Genomic DNA, 18,919 nt, shown 5'->3' on the forward strand with positions numbered 1-18,919 from the left:
TCGCTCATCAGAACAAGTCCCAAGTTGCAATCTCCCGCACCGTCGAAGGCGGAGAGATTGGCAGCGCACAAGCAGGAGCGACATTCCTACTTTGCCAAACCCGGACATTTTAACTTAGCTCCTACATGTGAAAGTCGCATAATCTATCTTATGGAACTCAACCACGCCACCTCGCTGATGTGGTTCTTAGGACTAAGGTCAAATTCCTATCGCCTCGTAGGCTTCGGCGATCTGTCGGATGGAGGCGACATAGGCGGCGGTGCGATAGTCCCCGAGTTCCGGTTGCTTCTCCATGAGATCGCCGATGCGGGCCCAGGTGCTGCGCATGACATCTTCGAGACCCGAACGAACGAGGTCGATCTCTGCGCCGCCTTCGAGGAATTCGTCGCGGATGTCGGCCGGGAACTCCTTGCCCGTCATCCGCTCGAGCGCTGCAGCGATTGTCTGGTTGCGCCGCTCGCGCCGGCGCCGTTCCATCAGGCCGAAGGGAATATGCGTCAGGTTCTTAACCCACTCGAAGTAGCTGACGACGACGCCACCGGCATTGACATAGAGATCCGGAAGAATGGTCACACCACGGGAGCGCAGGATCTTGTCCGCCTCGAAGCTGACGGGACCGTTGGCCGCCTCCACGACCAGGTGTGCCTTGATGCGTTCCGCGTTTTCGACATGAATGGCATTTTCCATCGCCGCTGGAATGAGAACGTCGCAGGGCTGTTCGATGCCGGTCATATCGCCGACAAAGGACTTGGCGCCTTCAAAGCCGAGAATGCTGCCGGTGCGGATCTGATGCTGCTTGAGCGCCTCGATGGGGATACCCTCGGTATTGGTGACATAGCCGTCGCGTTCAGCAACAACGGTGATGCGTGCGCCGTCCTCTTCGGACACGAACTTGGCTGCGTGATAGCCGACATTGCCGAAGCCTTGCACGATGACCGAGACGCCCTTCAGATCGCGTCGGCCGTCGAGCCCGACTGTGCGAGTGTCGCGAAGAAAGCTTTGGATGGCGAATTGGACGCCCCTGCCCGTCGCTTCCGTGCGGCCCGCGATGCCGCCCTTCGACAAGGGCTTGCCGGTGACGCAGGCGCGCGCATTGACGACATCGGTCGGATTGGCACGACGGAACTCATCCATCATCCAGGCCATTTCGCGCTCACCGGTGCCGATATCGGGAGCCGGAACGTTAACGCCCGGACCGATCAGGCCGCGCTTGTTGAGCTCCTGGGTAAAGCGGCGGGTGATGCGCTCGAGTTCCTGCGGTGTCCACTCGCGCGGATCAATCTTCAGCGCGCCCTTGGAACCGCCAAAGGGAACGTCAACGAGCGAGCACTTTAGCGTCATCAATGCGGCCAGTGCCTCGACCTCTTCGGCATCGGCATTGGATGCGTAGCGGATCCCGCCCTTGACCGGTTCGCAGTGCTCGCTGTGGACCGACCGCCAGCCGATGAAGCTGTACATGCGACCGCGCAGACGAACTCCGAAGCGGACCGTATAGGTCGAATTGCACTGGATGATCCGCTCTGCCAATCCCTCCGGCAGATCAAGGAAGGACATGGCATGGCGGAAGTTCTGGTCGACGCTATCCAGAAAGCCTGCGGAGCTGACCTCCATCACGCACCCCTCACGCGTTGAGTGGCATGATTTGGAGAATGATGCTTGCCGATTGGTGCCGGCAGTTGTGACGTTGCATGCACTTGGTACTTCCTTCCATGGTTATTGACCACCGGCCACCGTCCGTCAGGGGCAACAATTTGATAGCTATTCAACTCGAGAGAATCCTATGCTCGGCATTGCGGGCGAGGAGCGCATAGATCAGCGTGAACAGGCGGCGCGCCGTGCCCTTGTCGATGCTGACTTTAGAGGAGAGACGCTCTCTTAAAAGCTCGGCCGCTTCGTTGTGGATGCCACGGCGGCCCATATCGATCGCCTCCAGCCGCTCTGGCCCGGGCCGGCACATGGCATCGTAGTGGCTTTCGCAAATGCGCGTGTAGTCCTTGATCAGCCGCCGGAAAGGGGTGAGCGAGAGATAGTGGCTGACAACATGCACCCCGTTGTCCTCGGCAACGTGCAGGGCCAACCGTCCGTCCACCGTCTCGATCTTGAGTCGATAGGGGCCGCCGTCATGGCCAATCGGCGTGAATGTGTTGCTTTCCAAAAGATCGATGATCGCCAGCGCCTGTTCACGCTCGACGCGCGCGTCCCGTATCCCGAAGGAGCAATCGAGTGCGACATCGCAAAGATGATACCGGGCGCCGGCCAGGACTCTGCCCTTCCCTACCATCGCTTCGACACACATTGCGATGCCAATGCCCCGCGACATCGCCCAAAGCGTTAGTTCCAAACCATTGAGGTTAGGAAAGCGCAGGCCCGATGGCGTAATGTCGTTCCCTCTGCCGAGCTCGTTTCCAGCGGCAACTCTCAAGGGTTTTTTTTTGGATGCCAACACTCTTCGCTGACGAATTTGACCGTGTCGAAGACATAATGCAAACAGATAATCATAATCATCATTATTGACTGAGATTATGGACTTCCTCGCGAAGAGGTGTCGAGGGCACGCGTACATAATTCGCGGCAGCAGAGAACCGGCGATGACACAACCAGAAGCGTCGCCCGCTCCACTCAACTGCGCAACGACGCGGTGGCCGGAGCGCGCACATGACAGGCCACAAGGCGGCCATCTGCCGCCGGTACGAAAGGCGGGACCTCTGTCCGGCAGCGGCCTTCTGCCAACGGACAGCGCGGGTGGAACGCGCAGCCTGTTGGCGGATTGACCGGGCTCGGTACCTCGCCCTCGACGGGCACTTCCAGTCTGACATATGTGGGGTCGGGCACTGGAGCCGCGGCTATAAGAGCCTCGGTGTAAGGATGGATCGGATTTGCGAAGAGAGCTTCGCAAGTTGCCAATTCGACAATCCGACCGAGATACATGACGGCTACTCGGTGACCAATATGCTCCACAACACCAAGATCGTGCGAAATGAACACGAAGGCGATCCCCGTTTCCTCCTGCAGGTCCATGAGAAGATTCAGGATCTGCGCCTGCACGGAAACGTCGAGAGCGGAGACTGCCTCGTCGGCGATGATGATTGAGGGTTTGAGGGACAACGCGCGTGCAATTCCGAGCCGCTGGCGCTGACCGCCCGATAGCTCCGAGGGAAGCCTGTGCATGATCTCGGGCGCAAGCCCCACCTTGCGTAAAAGCTCCGCCGCAAGGGCTTCGCGTTTCTTGCGGGTCAGACGCTCGAAATTCTCAACGGGTTCTGTGATGATCTGCCCGGCCGTTAGCCGCGGGTTCAGCGACGAATAGGGATCCTGGAAGACCATCTGCATCCGACGGCGCCAATTCCGAAGCTCGTTCTTATTGAGACTGGCAATATCGGTTCCCTCGAGCAGTACGCGGCCACTCGTCGGGTCGATGAGCCGCATCAAGAGCCGTGCGATCGTGGACTTGCCGCATCCTGACTCGCCGACAATGCAGAGCGTCTCGCCTGCCTCCACAGAAAAAGAGACATTCTCGACCGCTCGCACCACCAATGGATCTTTATTGAAGAGCCCACCACTGAGTGGATAGTGCTTTATTAATTTTTCGACTTGCAACAAAGGGCCACTCATGCGCTCACCACCTCTTCTGCATGCCAGCAGGCGGCCGCGTGATCGGCGGCGTATTCCTTAAGAACCGGCGTCTTCTCCCGGCAGACTTCGGTCGCGAACGGACAGCGCGGCGCAAAGCTGCACCCGACAATGGGCTCGCGCAGGCTCGGGACGATGCCAAGGATTTCCGGCAGGCGGCGCTCATTCCCGCGCCGTCTGTCTGGGACCGAACGCATGAGAGCTTTAGTGTATGGATGCATGGGTCGGTCGAAGAGATCTGTCACCGTTGCCTGCTCGACAATCCGGCCGGCATACATCACGATCACGCGCTGGCAGGTCTCGGCCACGACGCCAAGGTCATGGGTGATGAACATCACCGAGGTTCCCGTGCGATCCTTCAGATCGACGATTAGCCGCAGGATTTGTGCCTGGATAGTGACATCGAGAGCCGTCGTCGGCTCGTCGGCAATCAGGAGTTCGGGTGAGCAGGCAAGTGCCATGGCAATCATGGCACGCTGGCGCATGCCCCCCGACATCTCGTGGGGATAATCGTTAACCCGCCTTTCGGGGTCCGCAATGCGGACGAGGCGCAGCATTTCTGCAGCCTTTGCCAAGGCCTCGGAACGGGAGGCACCAGTATGGATTTGTACCGCTTCTGCAATCTGGCGACCGACGGTGTAGACCGGGTTGAGGCTCGTCATTGGATCCTGGAAGATCATCGCGATCTTATCCCCCCGAATCCTGCGCATCTCGCGCTCGGACAGATCCAAGAGATTGCGACCGTGAAAGCGAACCTCGCCGCCCACCGTCTTGGCGGACAGCTTCGGCAGCAGGCGCATAATGGACAGGGCCGTCACGCTCTTGCCGCAACCGGATTCGCCGACTACGGCGAGCGTTTCCCCCTTCTTTACTTGGAAGCTAACCCCGCCTAGAGCGCGGGTGACACTTTCTTCACCGAAGAAGTGGGTCTCAAGATCCCGGACATCCAAAAGCACGTCATTGTCGATGGTCCTGTCCTCCCTAAAACCCTCAATTTTTCTTTCCTGGCTGGAGACTTGCATCAGCATCTCAGCGCCTCCGTTTCGCGCGGGGATCGAACAGATCCCGTAGGCCATCACCCAAGAGATTGACCGCCAAAACCGTGACCGCGAGAAAGATGCCGGGAGCGAAGATCGTCAGCGGCGCGGAAGCGAGATAGATGCGCGAGCTTGAGATCATGTTGCCCCAGCTTGGGATCTCGGGTGGTACGCCTACGCCTAGGAAGCTCAGCCCGGCTTCGGTCATAATCGCATCTGCGCAGACTATGGCGCACTGTACCATGAGCGGCGGGATGGTGCTCGGAAGAATGTGTCGCCACAGAACCTTCGGCAACCGCGCGCCGCCGCAGACCGCCGCCTCCACGTAGGGACGCTCGCGCACGCTCAGTACCACCGAGCGCACAAGCCGGGTCACGCTTGGCGTCTGAGGAAGCGTCACGGCGACGATCAGGATGCCGACCCCGGGACCCGTCAAGGAGATGAGGGCGATAGCCAGCAAGATGGTTGGGATCGACATCAAGGCATCCATGACGCGCATGATGACGTTGTCGAATCTGCGCACGTACCCTGCGACGACACCAATCAGCAACCCAGCACAAGCCGCCAATATAGCCGATATCAGACCCACCATTAGCGAGATGCGCGCCCCGTAAACGGTTCGGGCGAACACGTCCCGACCCAGATTGTCAGTCCCGAACCAGTGCTCGGCAGATGGTGGCTGCAGGCGGACGAACGGATCCATGTTCCGGGGGTCACCGGCGTAAAACGGTGCGGCCACCGCTAGGATGATCAGGAGCATTAGGAGGCCGCTGCCGATCAAGACCAGTGGATGCCGCCTTGCGAGCCGGGGGAGATTCGAAAGTCCTAGTAGAGTGGTCGGCACGGTGTCAATATTAGCAGAAGAGAACATCATATCAGTACCTGATGCGGGGATCGATGAGCGTATAGGCCAGATCGACCGCAAGATTGATGAGGACGTACAGGCCCGAGGTGAGGATCAGCATGCTCTGGATAATTGGATAGTCCCGGGTGTTGATCGCGTCGACCACCAGCCGCCCAACGCCGGGGATATTGAACACCGTTTCGGTGAGCACAACCCCGCCGATAAGGTAGGCGAAGCTCAGGCCGATCACAGTCAGGATAGGAACGCCGGCGTTCTTTAGGGCATGGTGAAAGAGCATGGCATAGGGAGAGGCGCCCTTGGCCGCCGCGGTGCGCATGTAGTCTTCCGACAGTATCTCAAGCATGCTCGCGCGTGTGACGCGGGCGACGAACGCTATATAGGGCAGGCTTAAGGCAATGGTCGGTAGGATCAGGTGTGCAAGCCAGTCGCCTACGCCCACTTCGATTGGCGCGTAGCCTTGGACGGGCAGCCATTTCGCGCTGATCGCGAGCAGGTAAACGAGGAAGTAGCCGATGACGAACACCGGAACAGAATACCCGAACGCCGAGAAGACCGATAAAAGGCGGTCGACGATACCGCCGGCGCGCCACGCAGCAAGGATACCGAAATACACCCCGACACATACCGAAATGGCTAAGGTCAGTATAGACAGCGAAACGGTTGGCCCCAGCCGCTGTAGGAGGAGTTCGAGAACCGGACGGCCAGAGAAAATCGAGGTGCCGAAGTCCCCGTGCAGCATCGCCGAGAGCCAGTGGATGAACTGAACCGGCAATGGTTCGTTCAATCCCAGTTGCTCGCGGATGCCAGCTATGATCTCTTCCGTCGCGTTCCGCCCGGCCATGACTGCTGCGGGATCACCCGGAGCCAGCCTGATTAGAAGAAAGACGAAGATCCCGACCATCGCCATAACGGCGATGGCCGAAATCATCCTGCGAAGGATGTAGGACACCATCAGCTTTAGACTTTCCGCATGTTCCAGATTGCCCGCTCTGGGGACGGGGACTTGATCATATCCACCAGTGAATTGCTCCGTGCGGCAGGTGCTGCGGTCTCGCAAAGGTAAACGACACCGACGTGATCCCACCAAACACGCTGCATCTCACGCGCCAGCTTCTTCCGCTCCTCCAATGTCTCAGTGTCTGGCCACTTGGCTCGGAGCGCTTCGTATTCGTCATTCTTCGGCCACCCGTACCAAGCCTTTTCGCCGTTCATGAGGAAAAGAGACGCCGACATCGGATTACCAAGTTCAAAATTTGAAAAATTCGTAATAAAAGCGCTCCAGCCACCTTCTTCTACCGGACCCTTTTTATCCCGCCGCACAGCCAGTTCGCTCCAGGTCATGGGAGCAAGCTCGGCGTTGATGCCTGCCTTCTGCAGCACACTGGTAAGCAATTGCGAGGCCAAATCGCCTTCGCGCCAATCCGTCGGATCGAGGATGACAACCTTTTCGCCGGCGTATCCCGCCTCCGCGATCAGTTGTCGCGCTTTATCGAAATTGCCCCCATCCTTGAACCAATCCGCATTTACTTCATTCGAGTAAGGTGACCCAGTTCCAAACATCGACGTAACAGTCCGACCGAGCTTGGGATCGGGAGATAATAGGCTCAAGAAAGCTTTTTGATCGATCAGATGCAGCAATGCCTGGCGCATCTTGACGTTGCTAAAAGGCGGCTGCAGAAAGTTCATCCGCACCACCCAGTCCCATCCATTTCCACCCATGGTATCAAGGACTAGTGTGTTGCTGCTTTCAATCGCGGGAAACAGATCGGCGACGGGCTCCAGCCAGAAATCCACCTCACCTGCTTGCAGTGCCCCCAGCGCGGTCTGCGGATCCGAAATGTTTTCCCAGATGACCTGCTCGACTTTCGCGATCTTGCCACCGGCGAAGCCGCTGGACGGCTCGTCCCTAGGCACATATTGCTCGTTGCGCTCGTAGACGACGCGCGAACCAGGCCTGGTAAGCTCTGCGTTGAACTTGTACGGCCCCGAGCCGACATTCGTGGTGACCTGCTTTGTTGCTGGAAGTTTCGCATCCTGCTCGCGCATCATGAACAGCGGCTGCCCGGTAACGGCCAGGATGTCGATCATCAAACCAAGCGGCTCCTTGAGCGTGATCGTAAAGATCTTGTCGTCCGTGGCCGTGATGCTCTCAGTGCGCTCCAGCAGTAGCTGCCCGGACGGCTGAACCTGGCCCCAGCGACGGATCGATGCCACACAGTCAGCCGCGGTCACAGGCGTGCCATCATGCCAGCTCAGGCCATCACGCAGCTCAAATGTGTAGGTCTTCTTGTCATCCGAAACGCCCCATTTGCCCACCATTTGTGGCTGAGGCACAAGATCGGCATCCAAGGCAAACAGAGTGTCATAAATTGCGGTTGCATGGTTCATAGTGTACGCCGAGGTACTAAATACCGGATCGAAGATCTGGATGTCACCCATAATCATTCGAACTGGCTGACCCTGTGCACGCAGTGCCGACGGGACTGCGAGGGCTACGCCAGCAGCCAAAGTTGATTTCATCAATGTGCGTCGCGTGATTGTCATATCTATTCCCCTTGTTTTATTGATTGTGCTGAACGTGGTGTTTTTGCTTCCCGAAGACATGGCATAACTCGCCTATTCGCCCATCGCAGCTAGTCCGCGCAAAGACGATCTCCATTGCGAGGGCATGGCTTGTGCACCGAAGTTAGTCGCTGAGACGCTCCAAAATGGCCGCTCCCAGAGCATAAGGCAAACAGATATTCATAATCATGGCTATTGACCAGATTTATAGATGACTCTGGGGGGTGAGCGCTTTCGCTGAAAGCTCGAGTGGGAACTTGCTGCGCACGTGCAGGGGCGCCTACCGGAGCATCGGCTTAAGCGACCGATCAAAAGCAGTACTCCAACATTTTGCAAGTTACTTAGTCTGATAATGCGGTGCCGTCACCCTTGAAGTCGCAGACGAATAGCAACCCGCACCTTTATGCTGAATATCTCCGCCGGGCGGTAGTTTCTCCTCCAGCGCGCCCCGCGGCTGTGGCTGACCACCGAGTGTCTGGTGAGCAAACAGAGCCGATCAGCGCTGTTGCTTGTTCTCGCGATACAGGGCTTCGACTGAGGTCAGCGCGAGATGCCCCGGCCGGCGATCGAGCAACTACTTCTCGGTGGTCTCCCTTCAGCGCGCGGCCGGTTGTAGGCTGGCCGAGATTCCTAAATTCTGTCGCACGAATGACGCCACCCTGCTCAACCGCCACGAAGGTGCGCAGCAGGTTCCAGTCCGGCGCCAAAGAACGCTCTTCGTAGGTACCGACCATTAATCAGATCAATGGCCGTCATTACAATTATCTGTTTGCGCTATGCCAAAAATGGCGACAACAGTGTGGCAACCACGTCAAACTCTCGCGCAGCCATTCTGGCCGACACGAAATGGATGATCGGAATGAAACTATCCAACAAGGTTGGCTTGATCGGAGACGCTATCGCCATGATCGGCGATGGTGCAGTGATCATGCTAGGTGGTTTCGGCGTGCCGGGAACGCCGTTTTGCTTGATCCGTGAGCTCGTCCGCCAGGGGCCGCGTGGGCTGACCATCATTAAAAACGACGCCAACGAGGCTAGGATGGGCGTCGATTGGCTTCTTGAAAGTGGCCAAGTCGCGCGACTGATCACCACTCATGTCGGCCTTAATCCTAGGGCCATGCGTATGATGAACGACGGCGCTATTGAGGTTGAATTCGTCCCACAAGGCATCCTCGCCGAACGCATCCGCATCGCTGGTGCCGGGATGATGGGTTTTGTCACCGATATTGGTCTTGGCACCCCGCTTGAGGATGGCAAAACCCGCGTCACAGTCGACGGTAGAGCTGGCCTCCTGGAGACGGCTTTGACGGCGGATTTCGCGCTCGTGCACGCCGCGCGGGCAGACTGTTTCGGCAACTTGTCCTTCGCCGCCTCGGCGCGCAACTTCAACCCGCTGATGGCCATGGCTGCACGCAAGACCATCGTCGAGACCGAGTCTCTCGCGTCTCTGGGTGCGCTCGCTCCCGAGGATATTCACCTGTCCGGGACCTTTGTGGATCACGTCGTCGAATTGTCCGAACTGCCGGAGGTTTATGGTGTCGTCAAACGCTAAAGAGCGCATGCTGCGCCGCGCAGCAGCTGATATCTTGCCCGGCATGACCGTCAATCTTGGGATCGGCCTGCCGACCGAGGTCCTGCAATACGTGCCGGCCAATATGCCCGTCTGCCTGCATTCGGAAAATGGAATCACCGGTGTCGGCCCGGTCCTGTCCGCCGACAAGGCCGACCGTAACTTGATTGACGCGGGCGGAGCCTATGTCTCTGTGATCCCCGGCACAGCGTTTTTCGACAGTGCGATCAGCTTCGCCATCGTCCGCTCAGGCCGCCTCGATCTGACCTTGCTGGGGGCCTTTGAGGTGGCCGCCAACGGCGACCTTGCGAATTGGAAAATCCCCGGAAAATTCTCGCCGGGCATGGGCGGCGCGATCGAGTTGGCGCAGAAGGCTCGCCGGGTCGGAGTGATAATGACCCATACCGACCGCAAAGGTGACTCCAAGATCCTGGAGGAATGCACGCTGCCGTTGACAGCGAAAGGCCGCGTCAACCGCATTTATACTGACATGGCAGTCCTTGACGTGACCCCGACAGGCCTTGAGCTTGTCGAGATCGCGGAAGGCGTGAGCCTCGCCGAATTGCGCGAGGCCACTCGCGCGCCCCTTCACGTCGCCGATCAGGGCGTGCCGAACTTCTAGGATGAACATGGACATTGACAAAACAGCTATCCTGCACGCCGTCGACGCGCTTTTCGACCGCGAAAGAGATTTTCTGGTTGAGCTCGTTCGCCACCCCTCAACGCGGGGGCAGGAGCAGTCCGCCCAGGATTTCATCGCACGCGAGCTTGGCAGACTTGGTTATGAGGTCGACCGCTGGCAGATAGACGTCGCTGACATCGCTGGGCTGCCGGGGTTCTCGCCCGTCATCGGCGATTACGACGATGCGGCGAACGTCGTGGGAACCCTGCGCAGTTGCAGCAAGCGCGGGCGCAGCCTCATCCTCAACGGCCATGTCGACGTGGTGCCGACCGGTCCGCTGGAAATGTGGGAACGCGCGCCCTTCGACCCCCATATCGATGGCGACTGGATGGGTGGCCGCGGCGCGGGTGACATGAAGGCTGGGTTGGCCTCGAACCTCTTTGCGATCGAGGCGTTGAAGCATATCGGCCTGCGCCCCGCTGCCGACGTTTTCTTTCAGTCTGTCGTGGAGGAGGAATGCACCGGCAATGGCGCCCTTGCCTGCTTGCAGCGCGGCTATCGCGCAGATGCGGTATTGATTCCGGAACCCTTTGCCGAAAAGCTCGTGTCTTCGCAGGTTGGGGTGATTTGGTTTCAGGTGCGCCTGAAGGGTCTGCCCACCCATGTCGCCTATGCCGCTTCGGGCGCCAACGCCATCGAAGCGGCCATACCCCTGTTCGAGGCGCTGCACCTGTTGGAGCGGCGGATGAACGCACAAGAATGCCGCCATCACGACTATGCAGACCACAGCCATGCGCTCAACCTCAACATCGGCAAGATCGAGGGCGGCGATTGGGCCAGTTCCGTTCCCGCCTGGTGTGTTTTCGATGTGCGCATGGGAGTATTCCCCGGCCAGAACCTCGATGACATGCGCCGCATGATAGAACAGGCCATCTTCGATGCGGCCCGCAACCATCCCTTCCTCGCCAGCAACCGGCCCGAAGTTGTCTACAATGGCTTCGCCGCTGAGGGCTATTCCTTCAAAGATGACCAGAGTGCAGCAGCGCGCGCGGCACTGGCCGCGCTCGACCGCGCCCACAGCTTTGTCGTCGGTAAGCCCCTCGAGCATGAGGCGATCACCGCCACGACCGATGCCCGCTTCTTCGGCCTCTACGCCGACACCCCAGCGCTCGTCTATGGCCCGCGCGCTGAGGCGATCCACGGGTTCAACGAGCGGGTCGATCTCGAATCCGTGCGCCGCATCACCCAATCGACCGCCCTGTTCATCGCCGACTGGTGCGGCCTGGAGGAAGTATAACCCATGCGCGACGCCGTCATTGTGTCCACCGCCCGAACCCCCATTGGGAAGGCCTATCGCGGTGCCTTCAATGCCACGCAAGGGCCTGTCCTCGCGGCCCATGCCGTGCGCGCCGCCTTGACCCGTGCCAGCCTGGAGGGCGGGGAAGTCCAGGATTTTACACTGGGCTGCGCCCTTACTCAGGGCACCAGCGGCATCAATGTCGCCCGTCATACCGTCTTCGCCGCTGGCCTTCCCGACGGAGTGGCCGCCGCAACTATCGACCGGCAATGCGCGTCTGGTTTATCGGCGATTGCAACTGCAGCCAACCAGATCCGCTCCGGCGACTGCGATATCGCTCTGGCGGGCGGGATGGATAGCATCTCGCTGGTACAGAACGACGATTGGAATGGGACGCATTACCGCATCGCCCGTGTGCGCGAGGGCTATTACATGGCCATGCTGGCCACCGCCGATCTGGTTGCGCGCAAATATCGAATCACCCGTGCGGCGCAGGATGAATATGCGCTGGCCAGTCAAAAGCGCACAGCCGCAGCGCAGGAAGCGGGGCGCTTCGCAGACGAGATTGTTCCTTTCGAGACGGAGAAGATCGAAAAGGACCGGGACACCGGCGCGGAAAGGCGCCTCACCGTCGCGCCTTCGCGCGACGAGTGCAACCGGCCTGCCACCAGGCTTTCGGACCTTTCCGGCCTGATTCCTGTCATGGGAGAGCCTTCCACCGTAACCGCGGGCAACTCTTCGCAGCTTTCAGACGGAGCCTCGGCCTGCGTCTTGATGTCGGGTGACGAGGCTTCCCGGCGAGGGCTTGCGCCTCTCGGTCTATTTCGTGGCATGTTGACCGTTGGATGCGCCCCCGAGGAAATGGGCATTGGCCCCGCGCTGGCGATTCCATCGCTGCTCCAGCGCCACGGCATTTCGCTCGACGACATCGACCTCTTCGAGATCAATGAGGCTTTTGCCGCGCAGCTCGTCTATTGCCGCGATCGGCTCGGTCTCGATCCGGAAAAGCTGAATGTCAATGGCGGCGCCATCTCGATTGGCCATCCTTACGGTATGAGCGGTGCACGCCTTGTCGGCCACGCGCTGCTGGAAGGACGCCGGCGTGGCGCGCGCTTGGTGGTGGTGAGCATGTGTGTGGGTTGGGGCATGGGGGCCGCAGCGCTTCTTGAGGTCGCTTCCTGAGTAAAAACTACCTAGCTCGTGGCTCCGCTCCTGACGACGGAAGCAGAAAGGATCATGATGACGTCTGGATTATCATTTCGGATTGCCGAGCGCCAGGATTGCGACGAGATCCTGCTGGCGCTTCAGTTGCTGACTGAGTCCCTCGGCGCTCCTGGACGATTGAAAAGCACCAGGGAAGATATCGAAGCCGCCGGTTTTGGTCCTCGGCGCGAATTTGCCGTAATGCTGGCCGAGGTGGACGGCAAGACAGCCGCCATATGCCTTTACTTCCCGATGTTTTCTCCCTGGAGGGGCAAGCCGGGCCTGTACGTCCAGGACCTGTTCGTCCACGAGGAATTCCGTAGCGCCCGAATCGGTGAAAAGTTGCTGCGCCACGTCGCCCGGGCCGCCAGCAATGACGGTTACCACTTTCTTCACCTGACCGTCGACCATGTCAATCAGGCGGGCGCTCGCTTTTATCTTCGGCATGGATTCGAACCGTCGAACGATGAGACGATCCACAGACTTCATGGCGAGGCATTCGAGAAGTTTTGTCGCAGCGGAAACTAACCGCCACTTTCGAGGCTGCACCAATAGTGTTCTCTGCCATTGTCAAGGTGACCGCCGGATCACTTCCTCCAGTCCGTAAACTCGGCAGGCCTGGCGGGACGTCGCTGCGGGAGTTTGTCAATGCCTTCTCTAACGTCAAGACCTCGGTTTAGGTAAATTTGCTGTGGGCGCGAGAGGGCGGATTTCGAGCAACCGTTAGCGCCGGGCTACGACGAGACGGCGCTGGACAGCGTCTGTTTCATCGAATGCGCCGCCCACCGCAGGGCTGGTGCGAACTGGACTAGGCGCTGGTTGCCCGAGAGTTGACGCGGGAAGGTGTGACACCGACGTACCACGAAAAATCGCGCCGCCCATCGCTTCACCTGAGTCTGCGACCCGTTTGCCTTTTTGGCGGTGGGGAAGCCCGACGTTTCGCAAGGCAGGCGCGGCGATGTAGAGCGCGGCCGACTGCGCGAGGCTAATACAAGCTGGACTGACGACGAAGCTTTCAATCCTGCTCACCTTCAGCACACGATCGGAACCTGATTGCCCGTACGAGATAGCACCTTCTTCTGGAACTGAGCAAAACGATCTAGCAATGCCGTCGTATCGTCGCCGCCCCCCAGTGCTTCGACATCTCGTAGCCATTGCCCGGCGACGCCGAGGTGATCAGCTACGTTGAGCGAGAGGTCCATTTGTACGAAAATGCGGCAAGATCGGTGTGGATAGCGGTGGGCGTAAGTTCCAGCTTCGATGACGGCGTCTCCTACAGGGTGAGTGTTATTGACGACTCACTTTGCCAGAGAGGCGGCCGCTGTTCACTCCCCATGGGATCGTATTCGCATGCATCAATCGAGGTCCAGTGGCCAGATCGGCCGCCTGAGTTTGCTCCAAGGAAACTGCTTGAAATCAAGCGAGCAGATGCCGCCCGCGTCGACATAGATAAGCGCCCGCGCAATCGGCTCGAAATCGACGCGGAAGTGGTTCATCGCCTTGCAGGCGAGGATATTCATGCGCTCCGGCTCAATGCCATACATGCGGAACTGCTCGCGGTCATCGATCTGAGTCGCGTAAGTCACGACGATGATCTGTATGCCGTCAAGATCGAGGCGGAAGCTCGGGCCCATATTAGCCTTGGTGCCAGTCATGTACTTGCCCTTGCGGACATAGATTCCGTCAGAGACGGCGCCCACCGTGCCGGTCAGCCGAATTGGCGAACCACCGAAGCGGGGATCTTTCTTGCCGCCGAGGTCCACCGTAACCGTCGCGCCGACTCCCGCTTTGAGACCAGCGGCGGCGGCGCCCGGATCGGCGATGGTGCCGACCGCAACGCCCTTGATACCGGCTTCAACCAAGGCGAGAACCAGACCGGTGCAATCCCCATGGGCGCCGCCGCCGGGATTGTCGGTGTAGTCGCCAATCAGCAGCGGCCCAGAGCCGGCTGGAGCGACCTTGCGGGCGATGTCGATGGTTTCGTCCATGGGGAGCAGTTGGACTGTTTCGCGGCCACGGCTATCCCAGATAAAATCGGCCAACTGTTCGGCGACCGCTCGATATTCGGGCCGCGCTCCATCGCCGGTGACCAACACTGTGGGTCCGGTGAACGGCACGTCAGCCCAGACGAAGCCGGCGTTTACGCCGATATCGAGCACGCCAGGCGTCTCTGCTTCGGCCTCACGCACGCGTGCCAGCATCTCGACCATTGCCCCATGTCCGGCAATCGTGCGGCCATGGTCGAGCCCGCTCAGAACCGGACGGTTCGCCAGCGTGACGGTTGGCTTGATCTCACCCAGCATCGCTCGCTGCAGCAGTCGGCCGGCACGCTCAGCGGTCTCGTAGGTGTCGGTATGCGGCGTTGTGCGGTACGTGGTGATGATGTTGGCCAGGCGCGCCATGCTTTCGGTTGCGTTTGCATGCAGGTCGAGAGTGACGGCAATGGGTACTGCTTGCCCGACGATGGCCCGTACTTGTCTGAGGATCTCCCCTTCGGCGTCATCGTGACTCTCGGTGACCATGGCGCCGTGCAGCGGCAGTATTACGCCGTGCACCGGCATCGCCCGTTCGAGCGCATGGGTGATGATTCCGAGCATGTGATCGAACGCATGGTCCGTGACCCGGCCGGCGGGCTCCGCGTAGGCCGCAAGCGGATGCACGAGATGCCAGCCAAACTCGTCGGCGAGATCGAGTACCGCACCCCATTCGCTGCGCGTTCCCCGCATCGCCTCGTCTATCGCAGCACCCTCGAGATAGTCGGCGTTCCGAAAATCATCCAGCTTAGTCGGCGCGATGTTAAACGTATGCGACTCATGCATAATAGTTGCGGCGAAAATAGTAAGAGACATATTTGTTGCTTTCCTCTGTCCATGAGCGCTTGCGTTGGGAACTCGTATGTTGGTCAGATTGACTCACCGCCGCTCATAGCGCAAACAGATAAACGTAATCATCACTATAGGCTGAGATAATGCGACCGTACGAAGAGCGTTTTCTCTGGCGCCTGGACTGGAACCTGCTGCGCACCTTCATTGTGGTAGTCGAGCAGGGTGGGGTCACTCGTGCGGCAGAGTTTATGAATCTTAGCCAGCCTACAATCAGCAGCGCGCTGAAACGGCTGGAAGAAACCAGCGAGAAGCGGCTGCTCGATCGCCGGCCGGGGCATTTCGCGCTCACCCCGGCGGGCGAATCCCTGTATCGCGAGAGCCTTATGATCTTTGGCTCGATCTCGCGACTGCCGGGTCTTATGGCGGCGGCGGAGACCGTTGTCACCGGCCATATCGCCATTGCAATGACGAGCCACGTGGTCTGCAAGCATTTCGATGAGGCAATGGCTCACTTCAACACAGCCTATCCAGAGGTGACATATTCGATATCGATTACAGACAGCGCCGAGGTCCTGAGCCGCGTTCGCCAGAATCAGGCGTCGGCAGGCCTCTGCCTGATGCGCGAGAACGATTCTTTGTTGGACGGCCGCACTCTTTTCCGAGAGTTCTTTGGCCTGTTCTGTGGACCGATGCACAGACTATTCGGCCGGTCGGACATCGGTATCGAGGAGATATCCGGCGAACGCTCGGTGTCGTTCCAGACAGAAAGTGAGAATGGTCCGCTTTACCTGGTGCGCCAGTTGCGCGAGCGGGCAAATCTACAACCCGAACCACATGGAATCTCGGCCAATCTGCCTGAGGTGCGGCGCATGATCATCAATGGGATGGGCATTGGAGCGCTGCCGGTGCATGTCGCACGGCGAGACGTCGATGCCAGGCTCCTGTGGCAGGTGCCGCCGAAGGAAAATTTACCAGCAGTGGACGTCCAGTTCGTGGTTAACCCGCGCCGCAGCATGAACCCGGCCGAGACCGCCTTCGTGCGTACGATCCATGAGATGATCGCCCAAACATCACTGGAGGAGCGCACCTATAACTGAGCAGGCTCAGTCAGTGGCCTCGCGGAACCTCATCGCCTCGAGCAGGAACTCGCCGGTGTTGCGAATTTCGTCAATGAGGAAGTCCCGCGCCATAGCGGTCTCGCCGTGTCGCAGAGCGTCAGTGATTTCCTTGTGCCTGTGCGGCGCCCGGCCAACCGAGCTACCTAACAGCGCCCAACGAGCCTCCCAGAACATTGGGCTGCGACGAAGCCACAAACTCTCGATGAAGCTGAGTAACAGGGCCGAACCGGAGGAGCGGTAGAGCTCGAACAGGAAACCGGTATCCGCCTGCCGCACGCCTTTCGGATCAGTCTCGAGGCGGGCTCTTTCATGCTGCAATACGAAAGCGTCAAACCGCTCGAACTGTGCGGGCTTCAGATGCGGCGCAGCAAGCGTCAGCGCCAACGGCTCCAGTTGCAGGCGCATCGCAGTCAGGTCGGAAAACTCGCGCCGGGTCATGCGAGGCACCACGGCCGTCCCTGTTGGCTTGGCGTCCAGCGCGCGCTCGTTGACCAAGCGGCGTAGAGCGGCGCGCACAGGCATCGGGCTCAGCGACAATGCCCCGCAGACGACCCGAATGGAAAGTTTGCTGTCCGGTATGAAATCGCCATCAATAAGAGCGCGGCGAATGAGCTGATAGGCCTCCTCCTCAAGCGCACCTGCCGCTGGCGCCGGCGTGATCGTGTTGCTCCTGTCCATCGCTTGGCGTCCTGCCTTCGGCTCCACTATCGCAGCAACGGAGCCCGTGCGTCGAGAAAATCGCCGACGGCAGTTGTGAACTGCACGAGGTCTCGCTCAGTCGTCGGTAAACTCAGCGCCGTCATGCCGCGACGGGCGATGTAGACCCCCGCGTCAAGCATGTCAAAGAAGAACAGCTCTTTAAGAGCTTCCTCCCTCGGGGTTATGGCGTAAGGGCGAACGACCTGGTCACGGCGAAAGTGGGCCGTGGCGAGTGAGCCGACGCCACAAAACTGCAACGTTGCGCCAGCCCTGCCGGACATTGCGTTGAGCTGCTCGCGCAGGGCTTCTCCTAGGGCAAAAAGGTCGGCGGCCTCTGCGGCGGTAAACACCTCTCCCATTGCGGCGATCCCTGCGGCCATGGACATCACGTTGTTGTTGAAGGTGCCCGCGTGAGGCACCTTGGAGACGAAAATCTCCATGATCTCGTGCCGCCCACCGAAAGCACCGAAGCTCATGCCCCCGCCGATATATTTCCCTAGAGTGGTCATGTCAGGCAGGATACCGAGACGCTCCTGCAGACCGCCTCCCGACATGCGCGAGGTCATCACCTCGTCGAATATCAGGATCGCGCCGACGCCGCGTGCAGCTTCGGCGATGGCAGCCAGGAAGGTAGGCTCGGCAGCAATACAGCCCCCGCTACCCAGCATCGGCTCCACTATGACCGCTGCAAGCTCGCCTGCTGCCGAGCGGATGGCGGCCACGGTGCCGTCGATGTCGTTGTAGTCACATAGCGTCACCGGCAACGGGGCGGTGATCGGGCTGGAACCGGTCGCAGGGTAGTACAGGAGGCTGCCGTGATAGCCGCCGCGAAACGCAATGATGCGATTGCGCCCCGTCACCACCTGCGCGGCGCTGAGCGCGATCAGGTTGGCCTCGGTGCCACTGTTCGTGAAGCGGATCATGTCAATGGACGGAAATCGGCTGCAGAGGATTCTTGCAAATCGCTGCTCGGCCTCCCCCACTGCGGCGAGACTTAGTCCCCGCGCTAAAGCGTCGTGTAGGGCCGCACGAATACGGCTATCGCTGTGACCAAAAAGACCGGCGGTGTATTCCCCACATAAGTCCAGATAGATGTTGTCATCGACGTCCCAAAGACGGCAGCCCTCGCCGCGCGCCATGGCGGTCGGAAAAGGCGCGTAGGCGAGCACACTCCGGGTGTTTCCACCAGGGAGAACTTTTACCGCCTCGCGATGCAGCGCCGCACTCTTGGGGCGCTTTGCAGCGTAGCGCTCTCGGGTTTCGAGCAGGGCGGCGTCGAGGGAGGAATTCTGGTGGGCAGGATTCTCGATCATAAATGATTCCGTGCGAATTGCGAAATTTGAGATCAAGAAAATAGCACATCTGTGATCTCGTCAAGTCCGCATTCTCGCTCGCCGGACCGATGGGAGGATCTGGAAATGCGTTTCTACAAAGACAGCATTTGCCGACAGAGGCGCCAGTTTTCCTCCGACGCCTCCGCGACAGTGTGCC

The 18,919-nt window shown here is 59.6% G+C and carries 17 protein-coding genes; 6 read left to right on the plus strand and 11 right to left on the minus strand.

All coding sequences use genetic code 11. The features are described 5' to 3' along the window. Positions 1 to 198 precede the first annotated feature (198 nt). From CK227_RS14270 to CK227_RS14300, 7 genes are all read right to left on the minus strand, one after another. Entirely contained in the window at positions 199 to 1,554 is a 1,356-nt protein-coding gene (locus CK227_RS14270) for a Glu/Leu/Phe/Val dehydrogenase (RefSeq protein ID WP_095774295.1), read from the minus strand. A 208-nt stretch (positions 1,555 to 1,762) separates the two neighbouring features. After that, the gene (locus tag CK227_RS14275) at positions 1,763 to 2,260 is read right to left on the minus strand and encodes a UPF0262 family protein (protein WP_095774294.1); all 498 of its coding nucleotides are present in this window, start codon (positions 2,258 to 2,260) and stop codon (positions 1,763 to 1,765) included. A 359-nt stretch (positions 2,261 to 2,619) separates the two neighbouring features. After that, complete coding sequence (locus CK227_RS14280) at positions 2,620 to 3,612, minus strand: dipeptide ABC transporter ATP-binding protein (protein WP_095774256.1); 993 nt, start codon at positions 3,610 to 3,612, stop codon at positions 2,620 to 2,622. Beyond that, the gene (locus CK227_RS14285; protein WP_245318202.1) at positions 3,609 to 4,652 is read right to left on the minus strand and encodes an ABC transporter ATP-binding protein; all 1,044 of its coding nucleotides are present in this window, start codon (positions 4,650 to 4,652) and stop codon (positions 3,609 to 3,611) included. Before CK227_RS14285 ends, CK227_RS14280 begins: the two co-directional genes overlap by 4 nt. Before the next feature lie 7 nt (positions 4,653 to 4,659). Further along, complete coding sequence (locus CK227_RS14290) at positions 4,660 to 5,541, minus strand: ABC transporter permease (protein ID WP_095774254.1); 882 nt, start codon at positions 5,539 to 5,541, stop codon at positions 4,660 to 4,662. A 1-nt stretch (position 5,542) separates the two neighbouring features. Further along, complete coding sequence (locus CK227_RS14295; RefSeq protein WP_095774253.1) at positions 5,543 to 6,484, minus strand: ABC transporter permease; 942 nt, start codon at positions 6,482 to 6,484, stop codon at positions 5,543 to 5,545. Positions 6,485 to 6,489: 5 nt separating this feature from the next. Further along, a complete protein-coding gene (locus CK227_RS14300) occupies positions 6,490 to 7,977 on the minus strand; it encodes an ABC transporter substrate-binding protein (RefSeq protein ID WP_095774252.1) in 1,488 nt (495 codons plus the stop codon). Positions 7,978 to 8,839: 862 nt separating this feature from the next. On the opposite strand from CK227_RS14300, the gene CK227_RS14305 reads away from it, so the two are divergent. The 5 genes from CK227_RS14305 (at position 8,840) to CK227_RS14325 (ending at position 13,314) form a co-directional block, all read left to right on the plus strand. Then, positions 8,840 to 9,646 carry a CoA transferase subunit A gene (locus CK227_RS14305; RefSeq protein WP_095774251.1) on the plus strand — a complete coding sequence of 269 codons (807 nt, stop codon included), beginning with the start codon at positions 8,840 to 8,842 and terminating at the stop codon, positions 9,644 to 9,646. Positions 9,647 to 9,653: 7 nt separating this feature from the next. Beyond that, entirely contained in the window at positions 9,654 to 10,286 is a 633-nt protein-coding gene (locus CK227_RS14310) for a 3-oxoacid CoA-transferase subunit B (protein WP_095774250.1), read from the plus strand. A gap of 13 nt (positions 10,287 to 10,299) precedes the next feature. Next, entirely contained in the window at positions 10,300 to 11,583 is a 1,284-nt protein-coding gene (locus tag CK227_RS14315; protein WP_095774293.1) for an ArgE/DapE family deacylase, read from the plus strand. 3 nt (positions 11,584 to 11,586) lie between these two features. Beyond that, a complete protein-coding gene (locus CK227_RS14320; protein WP_095774249.1) occupies positions 11,587 to 12,765 on the plus strand; it encodes an acetyl-CoA C-acyltransferase in 1,179 nt (392 codons plus the stop codon). A 222-nt stretch (positions 12,766 to 12,987) separates the two neighbouring features. Next, positions 12,988 to 13,314, plus strand: a complete 327-nt coding sequence (locus CK227_RS14325) for a GNAT family N-acetyltransferase (RefSeq protein WP_245318201.1) — start codon at positions 12,988 to 12,990, stop codon at positions 13,312 to 13,314. Between the two features lie 503 nt (positions 13,315 to 13,817). On the opposite strand, the gene CK227_RS36725 is transcribed toward CK227_RS14325, so the two are convergent. Both CK227_RS36725 and CK227_RS14330 read right to left on the minus strand, forming a co-directional pair. Beyond that, the gene (locus CK227_RS36725; protein WP_179296493.1) at positions 13,818 to 13,988 is read right to left on the minus strand and encodes a hypothetical protein; all 171 of its coding nucleotides are present in this window, start codon (positions 13,986 to 13,988) and stop codon (positions 13,818 to 13,820) included. A 153-nt stretch (positions 13,989 to 14,141) separates the two neighbouring features. After that, complete coding sequence (locus tag CK227_RS14330; protein WP_095774248.1) at positions 14,142 to 15,635, minus strand: M81 family metallopeptidase; 1,494 nt, start codon at positions 15,633 to 15,635, stop codon at positions 14,142 to 14,144. 119 nt (positions 15,636 to 15,754) lie between these two features. Here CK227_RS14330 and CK227_RS14335 point away from each other — a divergent pair, with 119 nt between their 5' ends. Continuing rightward, positions 15,755 to 16,708 (plus strand): LysR family transcriptional regulator, encoded by a 954-nt coding sequence (locus CK227_RS14335; RefSeq protein WP_095774247.1) that lies wholly within the window; start codon positions 15,755 to 15,757, stop codon positions 16,706 to 16,708. Between the two features lie 6 nt (positions 16,709 to 16,714). Here the strand turns inward: CK227_RS14335 and CK227_RS14340 are convergent, their stop codons facing one another. After that, the gene (locus CK227_RS14340) at positions 16,715 to 17,407 is read right to left on the minus strand and encodes a GntR family transcriptional regulator (RefSeq protein WP_095774291.1); all 693 of its coding nucleotides are present in this window, start codon (positions 17,405 to 17,407) and stop codon (positions 16,715 to 16,717) included. 26 nt (positions 17,408 to 17,433) lie between these two features. Next, complete coding sequence (locus tag CK227_RS14345; RefSeq protein WP_095774246.1) at positions 17,434 to 18,741, minus strand: aminotransferase class III-fold pyridoxal phosphate-dependent enzyme; 1,308 nt, start codon at positions 18,739 to 18,741, stop codon at positions 17,434 to 17,436. Between the last annotated feature and the right edge of the window lie 178 nt (positions 18,742 to 18,919).

Source organism: Mesorhizobium sp. WSM4308 (genome assembly GCF_002294905.1).
In the GTDB taxonomy this organism is placed as follows: domain Bacteria; phylum Pseudomonadota; class Alphaproteobacteria; order Rhizobiales; family Rhizobiaceae; genus Mesorhizobium.

Bases quoted from the DNA above. Each gene is read 5' to 3' on its own strand.
- CK227_RS14270 (WP_095774295.1), bottom strand. From the start codon at position 1,554: ATGTCCTTCCTTGATCTGCCGGAGGGATTGGCAGAGCGGATCATCCAG.
- CK227_RS14280 (WP_095774256.1), bottom strand. From the start codon at position 3,612: ATGAGTGGCCCTTTGTTGCAAGTCGAAAAATTAATAAAGCACTATCCA.
- CK227_RS14285 (WP_245318202.1), bottom strand. From the start codon at position 4,652: ATGCAAGTCTCCAGCCAGGAAAGAAAAATTGAGGGTTTTAGGGAGGAC.
- CK227_RS14290 (WP_095774254.1), bottom strand. From the start codon at position 5,541: ATGATGTTCTCTTCTGCTAATATTGACACCGTGCCGACCACTCTACTA.
- CK227_RS14295 (WP_095774253.1), bottom strand. From the start codon at position 6,484: ATGGTGTCCTACATCCTTCGCAGGATGATTTCGGCCATCGCCGTTATG.
- CK227_RS14300 (WP_095774252.1), bottom strand. From the start codon at position 7,977: ATGATTATGGGTGACATCCAGATCTTCGATCCGGTATTTAGTACCTCG.
- CK227_RS14305 (WP_095774251.1), top strand. From the start codon at position 8,840: ATGGCCGTCATTACAATTATCTGTTTGCGCTATGCCAAAAATGGCGAC.
- CK227_RS14310 (WP_095774250.1), top strand. From the start codon at position 9,654: ATGCTGCGCCGCGCAGCAGCTGATATCTTGCCCGGCATGACCGTCAAT.
- CK227_RS14320 (WP_095774249.1), top strand. From the start codon at position 11,587: ATGCGCGACGCCGTCATTGTGTCCACCGCCCGAACCCCCATTGGGAAG.
- CK227_RS14325 (WP_245318201.1), top strand. From the start codon at position 12,988: ATGCTGGCCGAGGTGGACGGCAAGACAGCCGCCATATGCCTTTACTTC.
- CK227_RS36725 (WP_179296493.1), bottom strand. From the start codon at position 13,988: ATGGACCTCTCGCTCAACGTAGCTGATCACCTCGGCGTCGCCGGGCAA.
- CK227_RS14330 (WP_095774248.1), bottom strand. From the start codon at position 15,635: ATGTCTCTTACTATTTTCGCCGCAACTATTATGCATGAGTCGCATACG.
- CK227_RS14335 (WP_095774247.1), top strand. From the start codon at position 15,755: ATGCGACCGTACGAAGAGCGTTTTCTCTGGCGCCTGGACTGGAACCTG.
- CK227_RS14340 (WP_095774291.1), bottom strand. From the start codon at position 17,407: ATGGACAGGAGCAACACGATCACGCCGGCGCCAGCGGCAGGTGCGCTT.
- CK227_RS14345 (WP_095774246.1), bottom strand. From the start codon at position 18,741: ATGATCGAGAATCCTGCCCACCAGAATTCCTCCCTCGACGCCGCCCTG.